The organism is Sporomusa sp. KB1 (assembly GCF_007830295.1).
Lineage (GTDB): Bacteria > Bacillota > Negativicutes > Sporomusales > Sporomusaceae > Sporomusa.
Map to the genome: position 1 here is coordinate 1,784,683 of NZ_VLKC01000002.1, position 16,229 is coordinate 1,800,911.

Annotated in this window: 14 protein-coding genes; 5 read left to right on the plus strand and 9 right to left on the minus strand. The window is 44.1% G+C overall.

The features are described from left to right. The first annotated feature begins 152 nt into the window (after positions 1-152). The 5 genes from SALPA_RS11980 to SALPA_RS12000 all read left to right on the plus strand — a co-directional run bounded on the left by SALPA_RS11980 (position 153) and on the right by SALPA_RS12000 (position 6,984). A complete protein-coding gene (locus SALPA_RS11980; protein WP_145094081.1) occupies positions 153-1,388 on the plus strand; it encodes an OFA family MFS transporter in 1,236 nt (411 codons plus the stop codon). A gap of 67 nt (positions 1,389-1,455) precedes the next feature. Then, entirely contained in the window at positions 1,456-3,066 is a 1,611-nt protein-coding gene (locus tag SALPA_RS11985) for a class I adenylate-forming enzyme family protein (protein WP_222427973.1), read from the plus strand. Between the two features lie 53 nt (positions 3,067-3,119). Further along, entirely contained in the window at positions 3,120-4,595 is a 1,476-nt protein-coding gene (locus SALPA_RS11990; RefSeq protein WP_145094084.1) for an S-layer homology domain-containing protein, read from the plus strand. Positions 4,596-4,811: 216 nt separating this feature from the next. Continuing rightward, positions 4,812-6,113, plus strand: a complete 1,302-nt coding sequence (tig, locus tag SALPA_RS11995) for a trigger factor (RefSeq protein WP_145094087.1) — start codon at positions 4,812-4,814, stop codon at positions 6,111-6,113. A gap of 34 nt (positions 6,114-6,147) precedes the next feature. Then, positions 6,148-6,984: a DUF2064 domain-containing protein gene (locus SALPA_RS12000; RefSeq protein WP_145094090.1), complete on the plus strand. Its 837-nt coding sequence runs from the start codon at positions 6,148-6,150 to the stop codon at positions 6,982-6,984. A gap of 81 nt (positions 6,985-7,065) precedes the next feature. On the opposite strand, the gene SALPA_RS12005 is transcribed toward SALPA_RS12000, so the two are convergent. The 9 genes from SALPA_RS12005 to SALPA_RS12045 form a co-directional block, all read right to left on the minus strand. Then, positions 7,066-8,370, minus strand: a complete 1,305-nt coding sequence (locus SALPA_RS12005; RefSeq protein ID WP_145094093.1) for a M20/M25/M40 family metallo-hydrolase — start codon at positions 8,368-8,370, stop codon at positions 7,066-7,068. A 48-nt stretch (positions 8,371-8,418) separates the two neighbouring features. Beyond that, complete coding sequence (locus tag SALPA_RS12010; RefSeq protein ID WP_145094096.1) at positions 8,419-8,622, minus strand: hypothetical protein; 204 nt, start codon at positions 8,620-8,622, stop codon at positions 8,419-8,421. 35 nt (positions 8,623-8,657) lie between these two features. Then, positions 8,658-10,082, minus strand: coding sequence for an amidase (locus SALPA_RS12015; protein WP_145094099.1), 1,425 nt, complete (start codon positions 10,080-10,082; stop codon positions 8,658-8,660). Between the two features lie 54 nt (positions 10,083-10,136). Beyond that, a complete protein-coding gene (urtE, locus tag SALPA_RS12020) occupies positions 10,137-10,832 on the minus strand; it encodes an urea ABC transporter ATP-binding subunit UrtE (protein ID WP_145094102.1) in 696 nt (231 codons plus the stop codon). Next, positions 10,825-11,589, minus strand: a complete 765-nt coding sequence (gene urtD, locus SALPA_RS12025; protein WP_145094105.1) for an urea ABC transporter ATP-binding protein UrtD — start codon at positions 11,587-11,589, stop codon at positions 10,825-10,827. Before urtD ends, urtE begins: the two co-directional genes overlap by 8 nt. Positions 11,590-11,592: 3 nt before the next feature. After that, positions 11,593-12,696, minus strand: coding sequence for an urea ABC transporter permease subunit UrtC (gene urtC / locus SALPA_RS12030; protein ID WP_186451048.1), 1,104 nt, complete (start codon positions 12,694-12,696; stop codon positions 11,593-11,595). Between the two features lie 5 nt (positions 12,697-12,701). Next, positions 12,702-13,571, minus strand: coding sequence for an urea ABC transporter permease subunit UrtB (gene urtB / locus SALPA_RS12035; protein ID WP_145094111.1), 870 nt, complete (start codon positions 13,569-13,571; stop codon positions 12,702-12,704). Positions 13,572-13,716: 145 nt separating this feature from the next. Then, positions 13,717-14,904: a transporter substrate-binding domain-containing protein gene (locus SALPA_RS12040; protein WP_145094114.1), complete on the minus strand. Its 1,188-nt coding sequence runs from the start codon at positions 14,902-14,904 to the stop codon at positions 13,717-13,719. A gap of 14 nt (positions 14,905-14,918) precedes the next feature. After that, positions 14,919-16,229, minus strand: a complete 1,311-nt coding sequence (locus SALPA_RS12045) for a M20/M25/M40 family metallo-hydrolase (protein WP_145094117.1) — start codon at positions 16,227-16,229, stop codon at positions 14,919-14,921.

A 16,229-nucleotide genomic window follows, 5' to 3' on the forward strand; every position in this document is an offset into this window, starting at 1 on the left:
TGAAACTTCAACGGCATAATGCCTTGAATATTCTTCCCGGCCACAGGGAGGTGTTAGCAGTGACATAGTAATTACTATAAAAACTGATTCCGAGATGGTATCTTCAAACTTTGGCGTGCCCGGTTACCAAGACGGATAATGGGAGGAAAGGTATGAAAGCAAACTATAACCGCTGGTTAATTCTCGTTGCAACAATAATCGTTAATATTTGTATCGGAGCACAATACGCTTGGAGCGTGTTCGCTCTTCCCTTGTCGAAACTATTCGGGTGGAGTGGGATGACGCTGGCCTTAGCCTTTACGATCACCTTTGCCACAGGACCGATTGTCATGATTTGCGGCGGCATGCTGCAAGACCGCAAAGGGGCAAAATTTAACATTGTTCTTGGAGGTATCCTTTGGGGTGCAGGGTTATTTCTTACAGGATTTGTTTCAACCCCTGAGGCTCTTTACTTAACGTTTTCAGTAATTGCCGCTGTTGGCGCTGGCATCGTTTATTCTGGCAATGTTGCCAACACGAACAAATTTTTCCCGGATAAACGGGGCCTTGCCGTGGGTTTGGCTGCCGCCGGGTATGGTTCCGGAGCAATGATTGTCGCTCCGATTGCCAGCTCTTTAATTATCAGCTATGGAGTACTTACCACTTTTAAAATCCTCGGTGCCGCATTCCTGATCATTATCATGCTGTGCTCCCTAATTATCAAAGGTGCTCCGGCTGGATATAAACCTGAGGGCTGGGTACCGCCGGTTTCGGCAGGCAAACCCGGGGGTAACGACAAGAATTGGAAACAGATGCTGCAAGATCCCCTATGGTATGTTATGGCTTGCATGTTTGCAATCGCTGCGCTGGCCGGGCTGATGATTTTAGCGCATGCTTCACCAATCGGTCAGACAATGTTCAAGCTAGAACCACAAGTCGCAGCTTTTTACGTCAGTTTAATCGCCTTGTTTAACATGGCTGGACGAGTTATCTTTGGATTTATATCAGATAAAATTGGGCGACCCAATACTCTGGCAATTATGTTTGCACTCTCAGCTGGAATGCTTTTCCTTCTGACAAACACAACTTCAAGTTTCATGTTCGGCGTTGCTGGCGCTGGAGTAGGAGCTTGCTTTGGCGGGGCCCAGGCCGTTTTCCCATCGCTTGTAGCTGAAAAATATGGGACACAAAATATCGGCGTCAACTATGGAGTAACCTTTGTTGCCTTTGGTATTGCCGCTTATTTTGGTCCAATGATTGCAGCAAATGTTGCGAAGGCCAGCAACGGAATCTATACACAGGCTTTCTATATTGCGATGATTTTAAATATCATCGGTATTGCCGTAACATTTATCTACAGACTTCTCGACAAAAAAGGTAAAAACACAACCACCAATGTGGCGCAATGAGAATCCTAAAAAAAATCCATCAACAGGTAGCTTACATGAAGTAAAATGATGTCATGGAGGCTAAATCATGACTATTCGATCCAAAATACCATATATTCCATTAGAGCAACAGCCTTATCTTAAAGGACGACAACTGGAATTTGAGAGTATCGCACAAATGCTTACTGTACGCTCAAATGAAACCCCGAATGCTCCGCATGTTTATTACTATGACCAGACATTAACTTATAAGGATACCAATGATCGGGCAAATAGGGTCGCAAACTATCTCAAAGAAAAGGGTGTAAAAAAAGGGGATATCATAACTATTATGCTATCGAATTCTCCCGAATTTTACTACGCCATGTGGGGAACTCATAAACTGGGAGCAATTGCGATGTGTATCTCGCCTATGCTGAGAGGCCCGGAAATTGCCTATATCTTGGATGATGCAAAACCGAAGGTAGCGTTTGTTGTTAGTGATAGCATGACTGAATTTTTCAAGGGATTAAATAACGCTACTACTAAACCGATTGTCGTCGAAGTAGCAACCGGAGATAAGTATGATTCAACAATAGCCCAGGATAATCTTGACAACATTTTGAACAAGTTTCCGGATGATGAGTGTTTGATCAAACAAAACCCTGATGATATATTTTTGCTATTATATTCATCCGGTACAACCGGAAGACCCAAAGGTATATTACTTTCCAACAAAGCCGGGCTGTCATTATGCCGTGATCAAAACAGGAGCGGGATCGTAACCGGCAATGACGTCATGTTGCTTATTCTGCCGATGTATCACTGTTGCCCCTTATGTGTGTTTACATACCCCCTGAGCTATGCCGGACAAGCTCTCTGTATACGCCAATTTTCTGTTAACGATTTCTGGCCAACCGTTATTCAATATGGGATAACAATTATTATGGCTGTTCCCACCATGCTTGACTATATTCTCAGTCGGATTGATGCGAAGGAAGTTGATCTGTCCCAAGTAAAAATAAGGTATGCAAACACCGGCGCAGGTCCTCTTTCCCTTGAAACGCGCAAGCGGTTTAAAGAACAGTACCATATTGATCTGTTGGTAGGATATGGTCTCACTGAAGGGGGTGGAGGATGCTGCGTCGAGCCGCCCCTAGGCCGTTACAAAGAAGGGTCGTGCGGATTACCTTATCCTGAACAGCAAATCGAGATACTAGACGAACACGATACTATACTGCCAAATAACCAAATTGGTCAAATCTGTATAAAAGGCGATAATGTGATGTCAGGGTACCTGAATAAGCCTGATGAATTTGCCAAGGTTATGGCTGGTGGCTTTTTGCATACTGGGGATGTAGGCTATTTTGATGATGAAGGCTATCTATTCGTTACAGACCGTAAGGGAGACATGATTGTTCGCGGCGGGGAAAATATCTATCCACGAGAGATAGAGAGCGTATTAGAATCCAATCAACTGGTTGCTGAGGTTGCTGTTATCGGCGTTCTTGACAACCTGCTTGGAGAAAGATTAAAAGCGTTTATTGTTCCAAAAGTGCAGGGAACTATGAACGCCGAAGCAACAAAAGCATGGTTGGCAGAACGAATCGCTGATTTCAAAATTCCTGATTATTATGAATTTGTAAGTTCACTTCCACGGACGGCAACAGGTAAAATTCAAAAATTTGAATTGCGGAAAAGAGCAAACTCACCGGGATAACTTAGATTAAATTAGCAGAACGAAAAATAGTAGGAATAGGGGAGAAATTATTCATGACAAAGAAGAAACAACTAAAAAAATGGTTATCTATTGTACCTGTGGCACTTATGACCATCACCCTGAGCGGAACTACCATGATCCCAGGCACCGTTCAAGCTGCGCTTGGCCAGTCCTTTAACGATGTTCCAGCAAACCACTGGGCCTATGCTGCCGTAACGAAACTGGCTAATGCCGGTATTGTTACTGGCTACGACAACAGCTACTTCAAAGGTGATAGAACTATAACCCGCTACGAAATGGCCGTTATGGTGGCAAAAGCGATTGACAAATATGACACAGCCAACGATGCCGACAAGCAGGTAATTGATAAGCTGTCTGCTGAATTTGCCAGCGAACTTAACAAGTTAAGTGGTCGGGTAACGAAAGTAGAATCGAAAACAAATACCTGGCTCAGCGGTGAAACCCGGTTCCGTTTTATGGGAAATGATGCCAATGCTCCCGGTGCAAAAAAGCTCAGCGGTTCCGACAGATTTGAGTTTCGTCAGCGTATTAAGATTAATGGCAATATCAATGAAAATATATCCCTGACAGCCCGGATGAATGCCACCACCAAAATGGGTAACTACGGCGCTTCCAGTGGTGATGCAATGACCATGGATATCGCTGCAGTGACTGCCAAAAATGCGCTTGGCTTAGATAGTATTCGTTTGGGGCGTTACTTTTACGATCCCTTTACCCATGGCCTGTTCGGCAAAGCGATTGGTGTTGATGGCGTTCGGGTTGACAAAACCATCGGCACTACCCGGTTTACCGGATCAGTTAATAATGTTGTCGGCAATGGTAGTGCCGCAAACGCGTTCAAAGACAGTGCTGTGGGGGATGCTGAAACCGTTACAGCGGCGCAACTTACCTTTAAAGCAAGCAACAAGCTTAATCTGACTGGCGGCTATTACTGGTCTGATGTTCCTGGTACCAGCAGCACAGCCGGAGTTGGTGGCACTATGAATATCACTACCGGTGACAGCTTTGATGGCTCGAAAGGCTGGGCTGTAGGCTTTGATGCCAAAATAGGGGATAAACTGCTGCTTATGGGTGACTATGTTTCCACTAAACTTAACGATGTCAATGGATCGCACCTGTCCGATAGTCCTAAGGGCTGGGCTGTAGAACTTACGAGCGCCACCAAAATGCCGGCGGCCTACTTTGAGGCCAAACCGCTGACAGACTATAGGAAAGTCCACGACTTTGGCTGGTCGATTTCGTACCGCAGCGTTGAGGCTGGCGCCACTCCGTATGGTATTGGCGGCTTTGACGGTCAAGCTGTAAGCTCTACGTCTGGAGCATATCCAACCTATATGAAAGGCACTGACAATATCAAGGGTGTGTCCATAGCCCTGGCTAGCACGATTGCTAAGAATGTAACCTGGACAATTGGAATGCAAGACCTCAGAATTAAGGATAGCAAGCTTACTGGCGGAGTAAGCGACCTCGGCAAATCGTATTTTTCGAAGGTTGAGTTCTTCTATTAAAAGTAAGGGATTTAAAACAAGCGTTTCTTGACCCCTGCCCTTCATAGAACACAGCTAGGTGTCCTATGAAGGGCTTACCAATATCTAAATACTCCCCCACCATGACTTGCTTAAATCCTGGGAATATAATACCATAATACCTAGGTCAAGCTCCCGCATATCTATAAAAAGAAGTACTAGAATCCACTAAATATTATTTTTAAGGAGTAATACTACATGAATGCAACGTTAGAAAAGGTCGAAAACGGCGAAGCTCATTTGGAAATTATAATTGCAGCAGACAAAATGGAAGAAGGTCTGGAAAAGTCGTACAAAAAGAATGGTAAGAAATATAACATTCCCGGCTTCAGAAACGGAGCAACGCCTCGAACAATTTTAGAATCGAAATTTGGAGCGGAAATTTTTCTAGAAGATGCCCTTGAGTTTGTTGTGCCTAATGAATATTATGCTGCAATTAAACAATTTGAACTAAACATTATTGGTGAACCTGATATTGAAGTGGGTTATGTAAAAAAAGGAAAACCAGTTAGTGTTAAGGTACGTGTGCCGGTTAAACCTGAAATTACCCTCGGAACGCTGGAAGGACTGGAAGTCAAAGTGCCAAAGGATGTTGAGGTAACTGAAAAAACTATTGATAACTATTTACAAAACTTGCGTTCCCAAAATAAAAAAGTAATTGATAAAGCGAATGACCCTGCTGCTATTGGGGATACCGTAACTATTGATTATGAAGGCTCACTACAAGACACCACCATGAACCAAACAGAAAAAGATTTTAAATTACTCCTCGGCTCAGGCACTTTTTTCCCTGGTTTCGAAGACAAATTGGTGGGTGTAAAAAAAGGCAACAAATTGAATGTTGAAATTTGCTTCCCGCAAGACCACTCGCTGGTTCAATTAGCTGGCAAATGTGCCTCATTCAAAGTAACCGTAAAGAAAGTTGAAAACATTCAACTTAGAGAACTGAATGATCAATTCGCTCAAGAAGTATTTAAACTGACTAGCCTGGAAGAATTGCGTTTAGATAGCAAGAAAAAACTACTTGAAATGGCCTCCCAACGTACTTCAAATGCTAAAAAACAAGCTGCTATTCATGCTTTATTGGATATGCACCCCTTCACTGTTTCTGAATCCATTATTATGTCGCAGGCTAAGGCAATGCTAGAACAATTTGCTAACCAATTGAAAGCCCAGGGAGGAAGTATTGAATTATATCTCCAAATGACTAACAGCACTATGGATAACCTCAAAAAGGAAATATGGCAAGATGCTACAACTATTACGAAATCCAATTATATCTTGGAGAAAATCATTAAAGAAAAGAAAATTGAAGTAAGTGATGAGGAGCTAAATAGCGGTATTGAGGCTTTTGCTGCCAGTATCGGCATGGCTACGAAAAATGCGAAGGAGAACCTTGGTCCGCTAGTTGAGAAAGTGCTGTTTGATTTAAAAGCAAATAAGGCAATCCAATATTTGCTGGATCATGCGGTTATTACGATTGCTGATTTTGCCGCATAAAAGGAGACTCCACACTACAAGGAGGTACGGAGAATTGAGGAATGCTATTGTCATATTTACAAAGGTCCCCAAAATTGGCGACAACAAGACTCGGCTCACAACAGAACGGGGCGGCATTTTAACAGTTGAAGAAGCAAAGGAATTTTATGAAGCTTCTCTGTTAGATGTAATTGATAGCTGTATTGCTGCAAATTGTGGTGATGTGTATATTTGCCAAAACCTGAATGGAGATAAAGACTATCTGAATCAGCTCATTGAATCAACGTTCGGCAAAGAAGCGGTAAAGGAAATCTTCACAGATGAGGGCCGCTCTTTCGATCAGGGCATGCAATATGCGGTTGATTACATATTTAAAGATGGTTCCGGTCAAAGACTAGCAGACAGTGTCTTTATTATGGGTGGAGATATCCCTTCACTTCAACCCTCTACAATACGAGAAGCAGTAAAAAAACTTGAGCTAATTGCCTCCAGCCCCCAAGCATTTACTTGTGTAAAGCAGACAGAAATAGTAAATCCAACGATTGGCGCAGGAATCATCGAGTCTGTCGATCAAGAAGGCGGCTTTAATTTAATTGGGTACACTTATTCAACGCCCTTTTCATTTAATGGCGTTTTCTATAATTCTGATGGTGTAACAGCCTTGGATATGATTGCTTTTAAAGCTGCGGAACATACTATTCCCATTATGCTCGTGGAAATGATTCCGGACATTGATCTGCCGGTAGACCTGGCCAGCTTTCTCCCGGTATTAAACACTCTTAAAATTGTTCAGCAATACGATTCGAATATTATGCTGCCTAAAAGAACGATACGCTATTTGGAAGAATTAGGCCTGCAAACTACAGCCCCGGTAACTAAGATTGTTGACTAACTAATCTCGCATACCTAAAAAAAAAGGCCCGCAGGCCTTGAATTGAGCTCATTACTTTAGCAGCATTTGTTTTATGCCAAATTAGTCAAGCACAAATGCATCACTGGAAAGCTGGCACATTTCTAAAAAAATAGCTACATTACCGGCAATTGCTTTTTCCATGTAATCAATTCTGACTTTATCAATAGGCCGGTGACAATACAGTTCCTGCATGGGTGAATAGCCAACCGACGGCTTGCGTATCCGACCGCAAACAACGGATAAATCGGTGCCAAAATCCCAATAACCATATTTAACTGGCTGGCCTAACTTCGCGAGTCCTGCTGACGCGGCTTGAACAAAAGGATTGGTTTCGCTTATTTTCCAGGCTTCTTTAACGTTTGGCAACGTGGCGCCTTTACCTGTATAAGATATGCGAGGTACTGCGGCTATTTCGACGTTAGCCCTAAAATTCTGATCTTGCGCAGAAAGAGCATCAATAATGTCTTGTATCTGCTGCACACAGCTTTCCGGTGTCTCACCGGGAACAAGCCGGCGGTCATAGGTTATATAACACCGGTCAGGCACAATACACATTGAGCCAGGCGAACAGGTTATATTAGTCAGAGCAATACTTGAACGTCCAAGTTGTGGGTCCTGAAGCGCACTTTCGGCTACTGACGCTTCGACTTTTTCAATAAATTTGGCGGCCTTATTGACGGCATTAATACCTAGCCATGGAGCACTGCCATGAGAAGTAACACCCTCAACAGTAATCTTAAGCTCAACGCGCCCCCTGTGCCCTAAATATAGTTTCAGCCCGGTAGCTTCACAGGAAACCACACCATCAAAGGGTATCCCCTTCGCCGGCAAAGTCTCTTCGACAAGCTTAATCATGCCTAGTTGCTCAGCAGGTTCCTCCAACACCACCCCGGTAAACATAAAATTACCGGCAATCTTATACCCCTTTTCACGGAGTTTCAGCAGAGCTGCCCCCGAGTAAACCTGACAAGCACCGCCTCCCTTTACGTCGGACGCAGCCCGACCATGGATTACTTCCGTCTTTTCCAGCGCGGTACGATCCTGATTTTCCATTTCATCTATATCAATGGCAGCGCCATATGGATCATATCCTTGCCACTCACTATAGTCACCAGGGTCTACGTGATCTAAATGGCAGTTGTACATAATGGTCGGTCCTGGTTCGGTTCCCTTAATGATACCGACAACATTACCCCATTCATCCCTAAAAACCTCATCATACCCAAGTTTCTCCATCTCCGCGAGGTATAAATCAGCTACCCCTTCCTCGCGCCCGGATAATGCCGGCACACGTATCAGACGCTGACAAAACTCAACAGTGAGAGGTTTTAGTTCGGCAGCGATCATGGTCAATTCTTTAAACATCTTCCTTCTCCTCACCTTCTGTAAAAATAGCTAAAACAAGTACAGCTTCTATTTACCAACATCCCTTTTATACCAAGGGATAAAAACCTGAGCAGGGCTCAGTTCCAGCGGAAAATTCCGAGCAACCGTGTTGACCGATTGCAGCAGCGTCTCTAGTTCCAGGGTATACTGCGGTAAGTGAGACTCTATGAAGACGTCCGTATTTCTTCCAGAAAATTGTGCCGTTATATCGCGCAAGGTATTTACCTGCATAATCCATTCACCTCATTTCGTTAGGGTCGATAAACTCAACAACATAGCGGCGGCAGCCGCCGCTGGTTTGTATGTGTCTGCTCGTAAATATACGCGGTTTGCAACAGGCTGGCTTCCTCAAATGGTTTGCCCTGCAGTTGAATACCTACCGGCAATCCTTCTGCCGTAAAGCCGCAAGGCAGGGAAATAGCAGGATAGCCGTTGAAATCACTGATTGAGGTCATTAGCGTTAACGTATTATGAATTCTCGGGTCTACTTCTTCATCGCCAAAAGGAATTGTATCGATTCCGATTGGAAAAGCAGAAACAATTGTTGTCGGCAATATGACTAAATCAACTTCATTATATATCTTGGCCCATTCTTGCTGATCCAGCTGGCGCAAGCGCTGCGCATTCACATAGGTATGGGCCGGAACGTACTGGCTTTTTTCCATTCTTCGCCGTACTATGCTGCCATACTTTTCGGGACAAGTCTTTAAAAACCGTTCATGGTACGCGTAAACTTCTCCCATCGTAAGTACACCGGTAATTCCAAGGATATCCCGCGGCGGATAAGAAAGGGTTCTGATGCAGGCACCGTTATCTTCAAACCAGCAAATGACCTCTTTAAGTACCGTTGCAATGTCCGGCTCTAAAATACCGTCATAACAATCCGGGCAAATTCCGATGCGCATACCCTTAATGTTTGCAATACTATTGCGGGATAACGGCTCAATATAATCATCACAGGGTACTAGCGCCGAAGCCGGATCTTGAGGATCAAACCCGGCAATTGCCGTCAAGACAGCGGCGTTATCCCACACCGATTTAGCAATAGGACCGGCATGATCTTGTGACCAGCTTAAAGGGATGACACCGTGCTTGCTTACTCTGCCATATGTCGGCTTTAAGCCGGTAACACCACATAATGCGGACGGTATCCGTATCGATCCTCCGGTATCGGTTCCCAGAGAAAATAGGGAACTGCCTGCCGCGACCGAGGCGGCCGAGCCACCGCTCGACCCTCCGGGTATCCTATTGGTATTCCAGGGATTGCGGCATGGCCCGAAATATTCATTTTCATTAGTCGTCCCATAGGCAAATTCGTGCAGGTTATTTTTTCCCAGCAATATGGCACCGGCCTGGGTTAGCCGTTCAATGACAGTGGCACTATAATCTGGAATAAAATCGGTTAATACTTCTGAACCGCCTGTGGTTCTTATTCCTTTTGTATAATATAAGTCTTTGGCGGAATAGGGTATTCCGTGCAAAACTCCTTGGTACCGTCCCTGCAAAATATCCTTTTCAGCTTTATTTGCCGCGCGCAGCGACTCTTCCTTAAAAACTGAGATATAGGCGTTCAGTTCCGGTTCGGTTTTTTCAATCTGTTCCAGGCAGGCAGTAACCAATTCAACCGGTGAAATTTGCTTTTGCTTAAGTAACGGCGCTAACTCCTGAATCGTTTTTTGTATGAGTGACATGAATTCACCCCTTTTCTTAAGTAAGCCTCTAGTGGTGTCTATGCTAAGCTATCCTTATACAGTTAAGTATTTATGAATAATTTCGTCCGTCAATTCGCCCGCTTTGCCGCTGGCCACTATTTCGCCTTTTTGCATAACGACAAAGCAATCGGCAAGTTTTTTGGCAAATTTTAGATTCTGTTCCACGATAATGATTGGAATCAACATTTTCCGGTGTATTCTGGTCAAAATATTGGCGATTTCAGCGACTACATTGGGTTGTATTCCCTCTGTCGGTTCATCCAGCAGCAGTGTTTGCGGATGACTCATGAGAGCTCTGCCGATAGCCAGTTGTTGTTGCTGCCCGCCGGATAATACACCGCCTTTGCGGTGCAGATGCTCTGTTAGAATCGGAAAGTATTCAAAAATTTCTTCCATGCGCTGGGTAATTTCTTTGGTATGTGCCAGTGCTCCCAATTCCAAATTTTCCTTAACAGTAAGGTGAGGAATAATTTCCCTGCCTTGCGGCACATAAGCCACGCCTCTAATGGCTCGTTCATAGGCTTTCAGTCCGCTAAGATCTTCATTATTGAGAATGATTTTGCCATTTTGCAGCGGCAATAAACCGATAATACTTTTCAACAGCGTAGTTTTACCGACTCCGTTACGGCCGAGAATGACCAGCTTTTCTAATGGCTGCACCTGAAAGGAGACATTGTTGACAACCCTGCTTTGCCCGTAATTTACGGATACATTACAGATTTCAAGCATTTTTTTCCACCTCCCCGTCATCATCGTCCTTAAGATAAACCTGCACAACCTTCGGATTTTTCTTGACCTCGGCAAAGGAACCTTCTGCCAGCAATTTACCTTGATGCAAAACAGTAACCTTTTGGGCAATTTGTTCTACAAAATCAATGTCATGCTCTACCACAATAACCGTCTTATCCTTCATCATTGTTTTTATCATTTCACCGGTTTTACAAGTTTCATCAGCGGTCATACCTGCTGTAGGCTCGTCGAGGGTAATAAGCTCCGGTTTCTGTGCAATCACCATCCCCATCTCCAACCATTGCCGTTCTCCGTGCGATAAAGAAGTTGAAATGACATCACGCTTGTTATATAGATTAATCTGACTCAATATAGACTTTATTTCCTCTTTTATAGCCTTATCACGCTTATAAACAAAGCTTTTGAAAACACTGCTGTGCCCGGCTAAAGCTACCTCGATATTTTCGTAAACGGTAAGACTATCAAATAAATTAGGTCCTTGAAATTTACGTCCGACTTTATGTTTAGAGGCTATTTCATAAGGATCCAGTCCGGTAATATCTGCCCCGTCCAACAGAATTTTACCTCCGGTCGGAGCCGTTTTGCCTGTAACCATATCAATGATGGTCGTTTTACCGGCCCCGTTGGGACCAATGATAACCCGCGTTTCTCCCTTCTCTACCCCTAACGATACGCTATCGACAGCCAAAAATCCGCTAAAATTTACACTGACCGCTTGTAGTTCTAAGAAGGACATTGTCTACACCTTCTCTCTTATCACATTGTAGTTATCAGGAGGTATCGCCTGCTTTGCACTGTCATCACACTCTGACGGCTGGTGGTGGCCTCTTTTGTTTTTCTGCCAATCGATTAAAGTACCGATAATTCCTTTGGGAAAGAAGACAACCACAATCAGCATGACTGCCCCTAGCACTAATTGCCAGCTATCGGCAAGTCTTTCAGACAACAAGCTCTCCATCCAGGTTATCAAAAAGGCGCCAATCATGGCTCCCGTTAAATTTCCCCGGCCGCCGACTGCCAGCCATACCAAAACTGAGGTTGAGAATACTACACCAATATTATTTGGTGAAATAAAGGAATTGACCGGAACATACAGCATCCCGGCCAGCCCGGCAATCATCCCTGAAACCATAAAAACAACCAGTTTAAAGGCTGCCGGATTAAACCCTAGAAACTGCAATCGGCTTTCATTCTCCCGCACGGAACGGAGGATCAGTCCAAAGCGGCAGTTATTCAGCCACCGACAGAAAATATACACCAGTAGAGCTGCCACCAGCACCAAATAATAGGTCTCCAGAATGGATAGCGGCGACCCGCCGAAGGACAGTGGCGGCAAACCGCTGATTCCGTTGGCACCACCGGTATATTTTTGCTGGTTATTGAAAAACAGTTCTATCAACGAAGCCAACGCTAATGTAATTATATTGAAGAAAACGCCCTTTACTCTACTGGTAAAAATAAAGTAACCCAAGAGGGCAGCGACTGCACCGGGTACCAGTAATCCAAGCAAGAAAGCCACCGCCTGATTTTGCAGAATCTGCATAAACCAGGGAAGTTCGGTAACACCAAAACTAGCCATAAAGGCCGGAACTCCATTTTTTACCGCATAGGAAAGCGCCAGTACGTATCCTCCCAAACCAAAGAACATGGCATGTCCTAAATTCATTAAGCCGGCACTGCCCCACAGGATATCAAGAGAAAGTGCAAATATCAGATATATTACGCATTTACTCATAAGCTCTACCCGAAAGGGTGATGCAAGCAAAGGAAAGCTTATTAAAAAGACAAGCAGAAAAAGATCAATATATTTTTCTATACCTAAATTCCTAATTTTATTGAGCATAATAGTCATCTCCTTTCGCTCGTAAATAACCCTTCAGGTTTAAACCTGATTACAATAATAATGATACAGAAAACAAGAACTCTAGCTGTTATTTCACTCATATAGCCGGCCATCACGGTAACCGATTCACTAATTACCACTGAACTGGCGGCAGTCCCGATGATCGAGGTAAATCCGCCTAAAACAACCGTAAGAAATCCATCTACGATATAAGCAGTACCCATATAAGGCATTACACTTTTGACCGGCGCCAAAAGAGCGCCTGCCAGTCCTGCCAGCCCTGAGCCAAACGCAAAAGTGAGACTATCAATGCGTGTCGTATTAATACCAAGGCACTGTGACATACTTCGGTTCTTAGTGACGGCCCTTAGCTGCATACCAAAAGAAGTTTTAAAGAACAAGCCTAACGTTGCCAGCAAAATTAAAATTGAAATTGCTATAAGAAACAGATTATATTGCGGTATTACTATACTCCCGACGGTAAAGCTCCCCTCTATCGGCAAGCCGACAAACTTATCTTCAGGTCCCATGGTCATTCTGACCACTTGCTCGATAATGATGGAGAGTGCAAAGGTCGCTAATAAGGTTTCAGCAACTTTTCCGTATAGTTTTTTTATCAGTGTTGCTTCGATTACTACGCCGAATAGAGCAGTAAGAATAAACGCCAGTACCATCGCAAGGAAAAATGAAGCATGAAAAACGGTAGTTACAAAATAGGTTATATAGGCACCCAGCATAATGAGATCACCGTGAGCCATATTGACAACATCCATCAAGCCAAATATAATGACCAGCCCTAATGCTGCGATAAACAACATTGAGGAAACACTCACACCATTTATAAGCTGTGAAAGGAGAAGTTCCATGATCGCCATTCCTCTCTAATACGTGCCTGAACAAAAGAATACGCCTCTCTACGATCCTATCCGGAAATTAGAGAGGCGCACTACACTGTGCTGCAAGCACTGTTATTTTTTTGCCGGCCTTGGCCGGCACTGCTATTTTGTCAGATTAAACATCCTAAAGCTCGGGTTTAACCAAATCTTTTGAGCTATAAACAATTTCAAATGTCCCATCTTCCTTAATTCTGGCAATCCGTGACTGCAGCCAAGTATGGTTATTGGTTTCATCCACTTTAATCTTGCCTTGCGGCGAATCAAGCTCCAGTCCTTTAAAGGCACTGATTAGCGTTTTGCCATCGTAAGCACTTGCTTTTTCCAAAGCCTTGGCCAAAAGGTATACACCGTGATACGCACCTTCAGCCAAATTAGTTACTGTTGTGTTATCATTAAATGCCTTATTGTAAGCTTCAATAAACTTTTTGCTTTCCGGTGTATCAATAACCTGGAAGTAGTCAAAGGAACTGTAATGTCCGGCAGCAGCCGCGGCACCAATACCTTTTACAGTGGCCTCATGAGTCGCAATCGAGCAGATAGGAATTTCTTTCGCGGAGATGCCATATTGCTGGTATTGTTTATAAAACGGTACCACACTGTCACCGGCAATAGCGGAAAATACAACATCCGGTTTGGCTTGTTTTATCTTGTTAATTAATGAAGAAAACTCCGTATGTCCGAGCGGTACATATTCTTCGCCTACCACTTCACCGCCGGCTTGAATCAGCATTGCTTTAGCCTTTTTGATTGAATTTACGGGGAATATATAGTCAGAACCAACGAACATAACACGCTTGCCGATATTTTTTACTATCCAGGGCATATACTCAGCAATTTGCTGACTGGGAACCGTATTGGTATAGATAACATTCGGGGATGGTTTTTCACCTTCATAATAGGTATTGTATACCAGCACTGAATTGTTGCGTTCCACTTCAGGAATCGCCGCCAGCCGGGAAGCCGAAGAATTGGTGCCAATGGTAGCGACAACTTTATCCTGTAAAATCAGTTTTTTGATTTTTTCTGTAGCTTTAGCCGGATCGGAAGCATAATCTTCATAGACAGGAATTAATTTTTTCCCTTTAATGCCACCGGCGGCATTAATTTCTTCAATCGCCAACTTAGTGGCATTAAGCATTGGTTTTTCTGAAATAGAGAATGGACCAGTCGTCGAGTAAAGCACCCCGATCTTAATACCCTCTTCTTTACTCGCAGCGTCGGAGCCTTTAGAACTGTTTGAACAGCCTGTAAGGGATAACGCTGCCATGGCAACTATGAAACAGAGCGCTAACCACTTTTTGGATAAATTCATGTTGTTTTCCCCCTTTATATTGGTTTAAATGTTTCCCGGGTTCGGTTGCTGGCCGCAATATAGATTGCTGCATTGCCGGCGAGCGCCTTAAGTATATAATCGCACCTTACCTTGTCATAAGGAGTGTGCGCATATTGTTCTTGCATCGGCGAATAGCCTATACACGGTTTGCGGTCAAGCCCGGCTGTTTTGGATGCATCTGTGCCGAAATCCCAGTAACTGTATTGAACTTCTTGCCCCACTGCTGCAAGCGCCTCTGCGCAGGCCGTAACAAAAGGATGCTCTTTAGCAATCTTCCAAGCTACCATAGCCTTAGGCAAAACATGTGTTAACCCAGTATAAGAAGTCTGCGGTATGGAGTTTACTTTAACCTCTGCACTAAAGGCAGTATCCTGCCGTTTAATCTTATCAATAATCGTCTGGATCTCATCCGTGGCTGTCGCTGCCGTTTCACCCGGTAACAGTCTGCGGTCTATCGCAATCTGGCATCGGTCTGGTATGATACTTAACTGTCCAGGCGTGCAGGATATAATCGTGGGGGTAATTGTTGCCTTACCCAAGTCGTCATCACAAGGCAGCTTGTCAGCAAAATCCCTCAGAGCACTTAGAAAAGAAACAGCCTTTTCAATAGCATTAATACCGCGCCAGGGTGTGCTTGCATGGGAAGTTCTGCCCTGAATTGTTACCAACAGCTCTACTCTGCCCCGCGAACCAAGTACCAACCTAAGGGAACTGGCTTCAGAGCTTACCATCGCATCATAGGTAAGATTGTGTTTAGGAAACGTTGTGTCAATTAAATAGCTCATACCGGCACATTCGGCCGGCTCCTCCTGAACAACGCCCGTAAAGATAAATTTGCCTTTTAATGCAAAACCCCGCTGTTTAAGTTCCTTTAGCATTGCGCCTGTATACACTGCGACTGCGGCTCCGCCCTTTACGTCGGAAGCCGCGCGTCCATGAATACAACGGGCTGTTTCCTGAACCGAAGCGTCCTGATTGTCTACCTGGCATTCATCTAGTAAGCCCCCATAGGGGTCATATCCCTGCCAGTTATCTAAGGCACCTTCATCCACATGATCCATATGGGAATTGTACATAATGGCCGGACCGTCATCACTGAAGGTAATACAGCCTACGACGTTTCCCATTTCATCACGAAAAACACTTTCATAGCCGAGTTTACGCATTTCATTCATATAACAGTCTGCCACAGCCTTTTCGTTACAGCTGACACTCTTTGTCTGAATCAGCCTGACAGCAAAATCAACTGTCTCCGGATGAACCTTTACCGATAGTTCTTTAATCTCATCTTGCAGTAAGCTCAT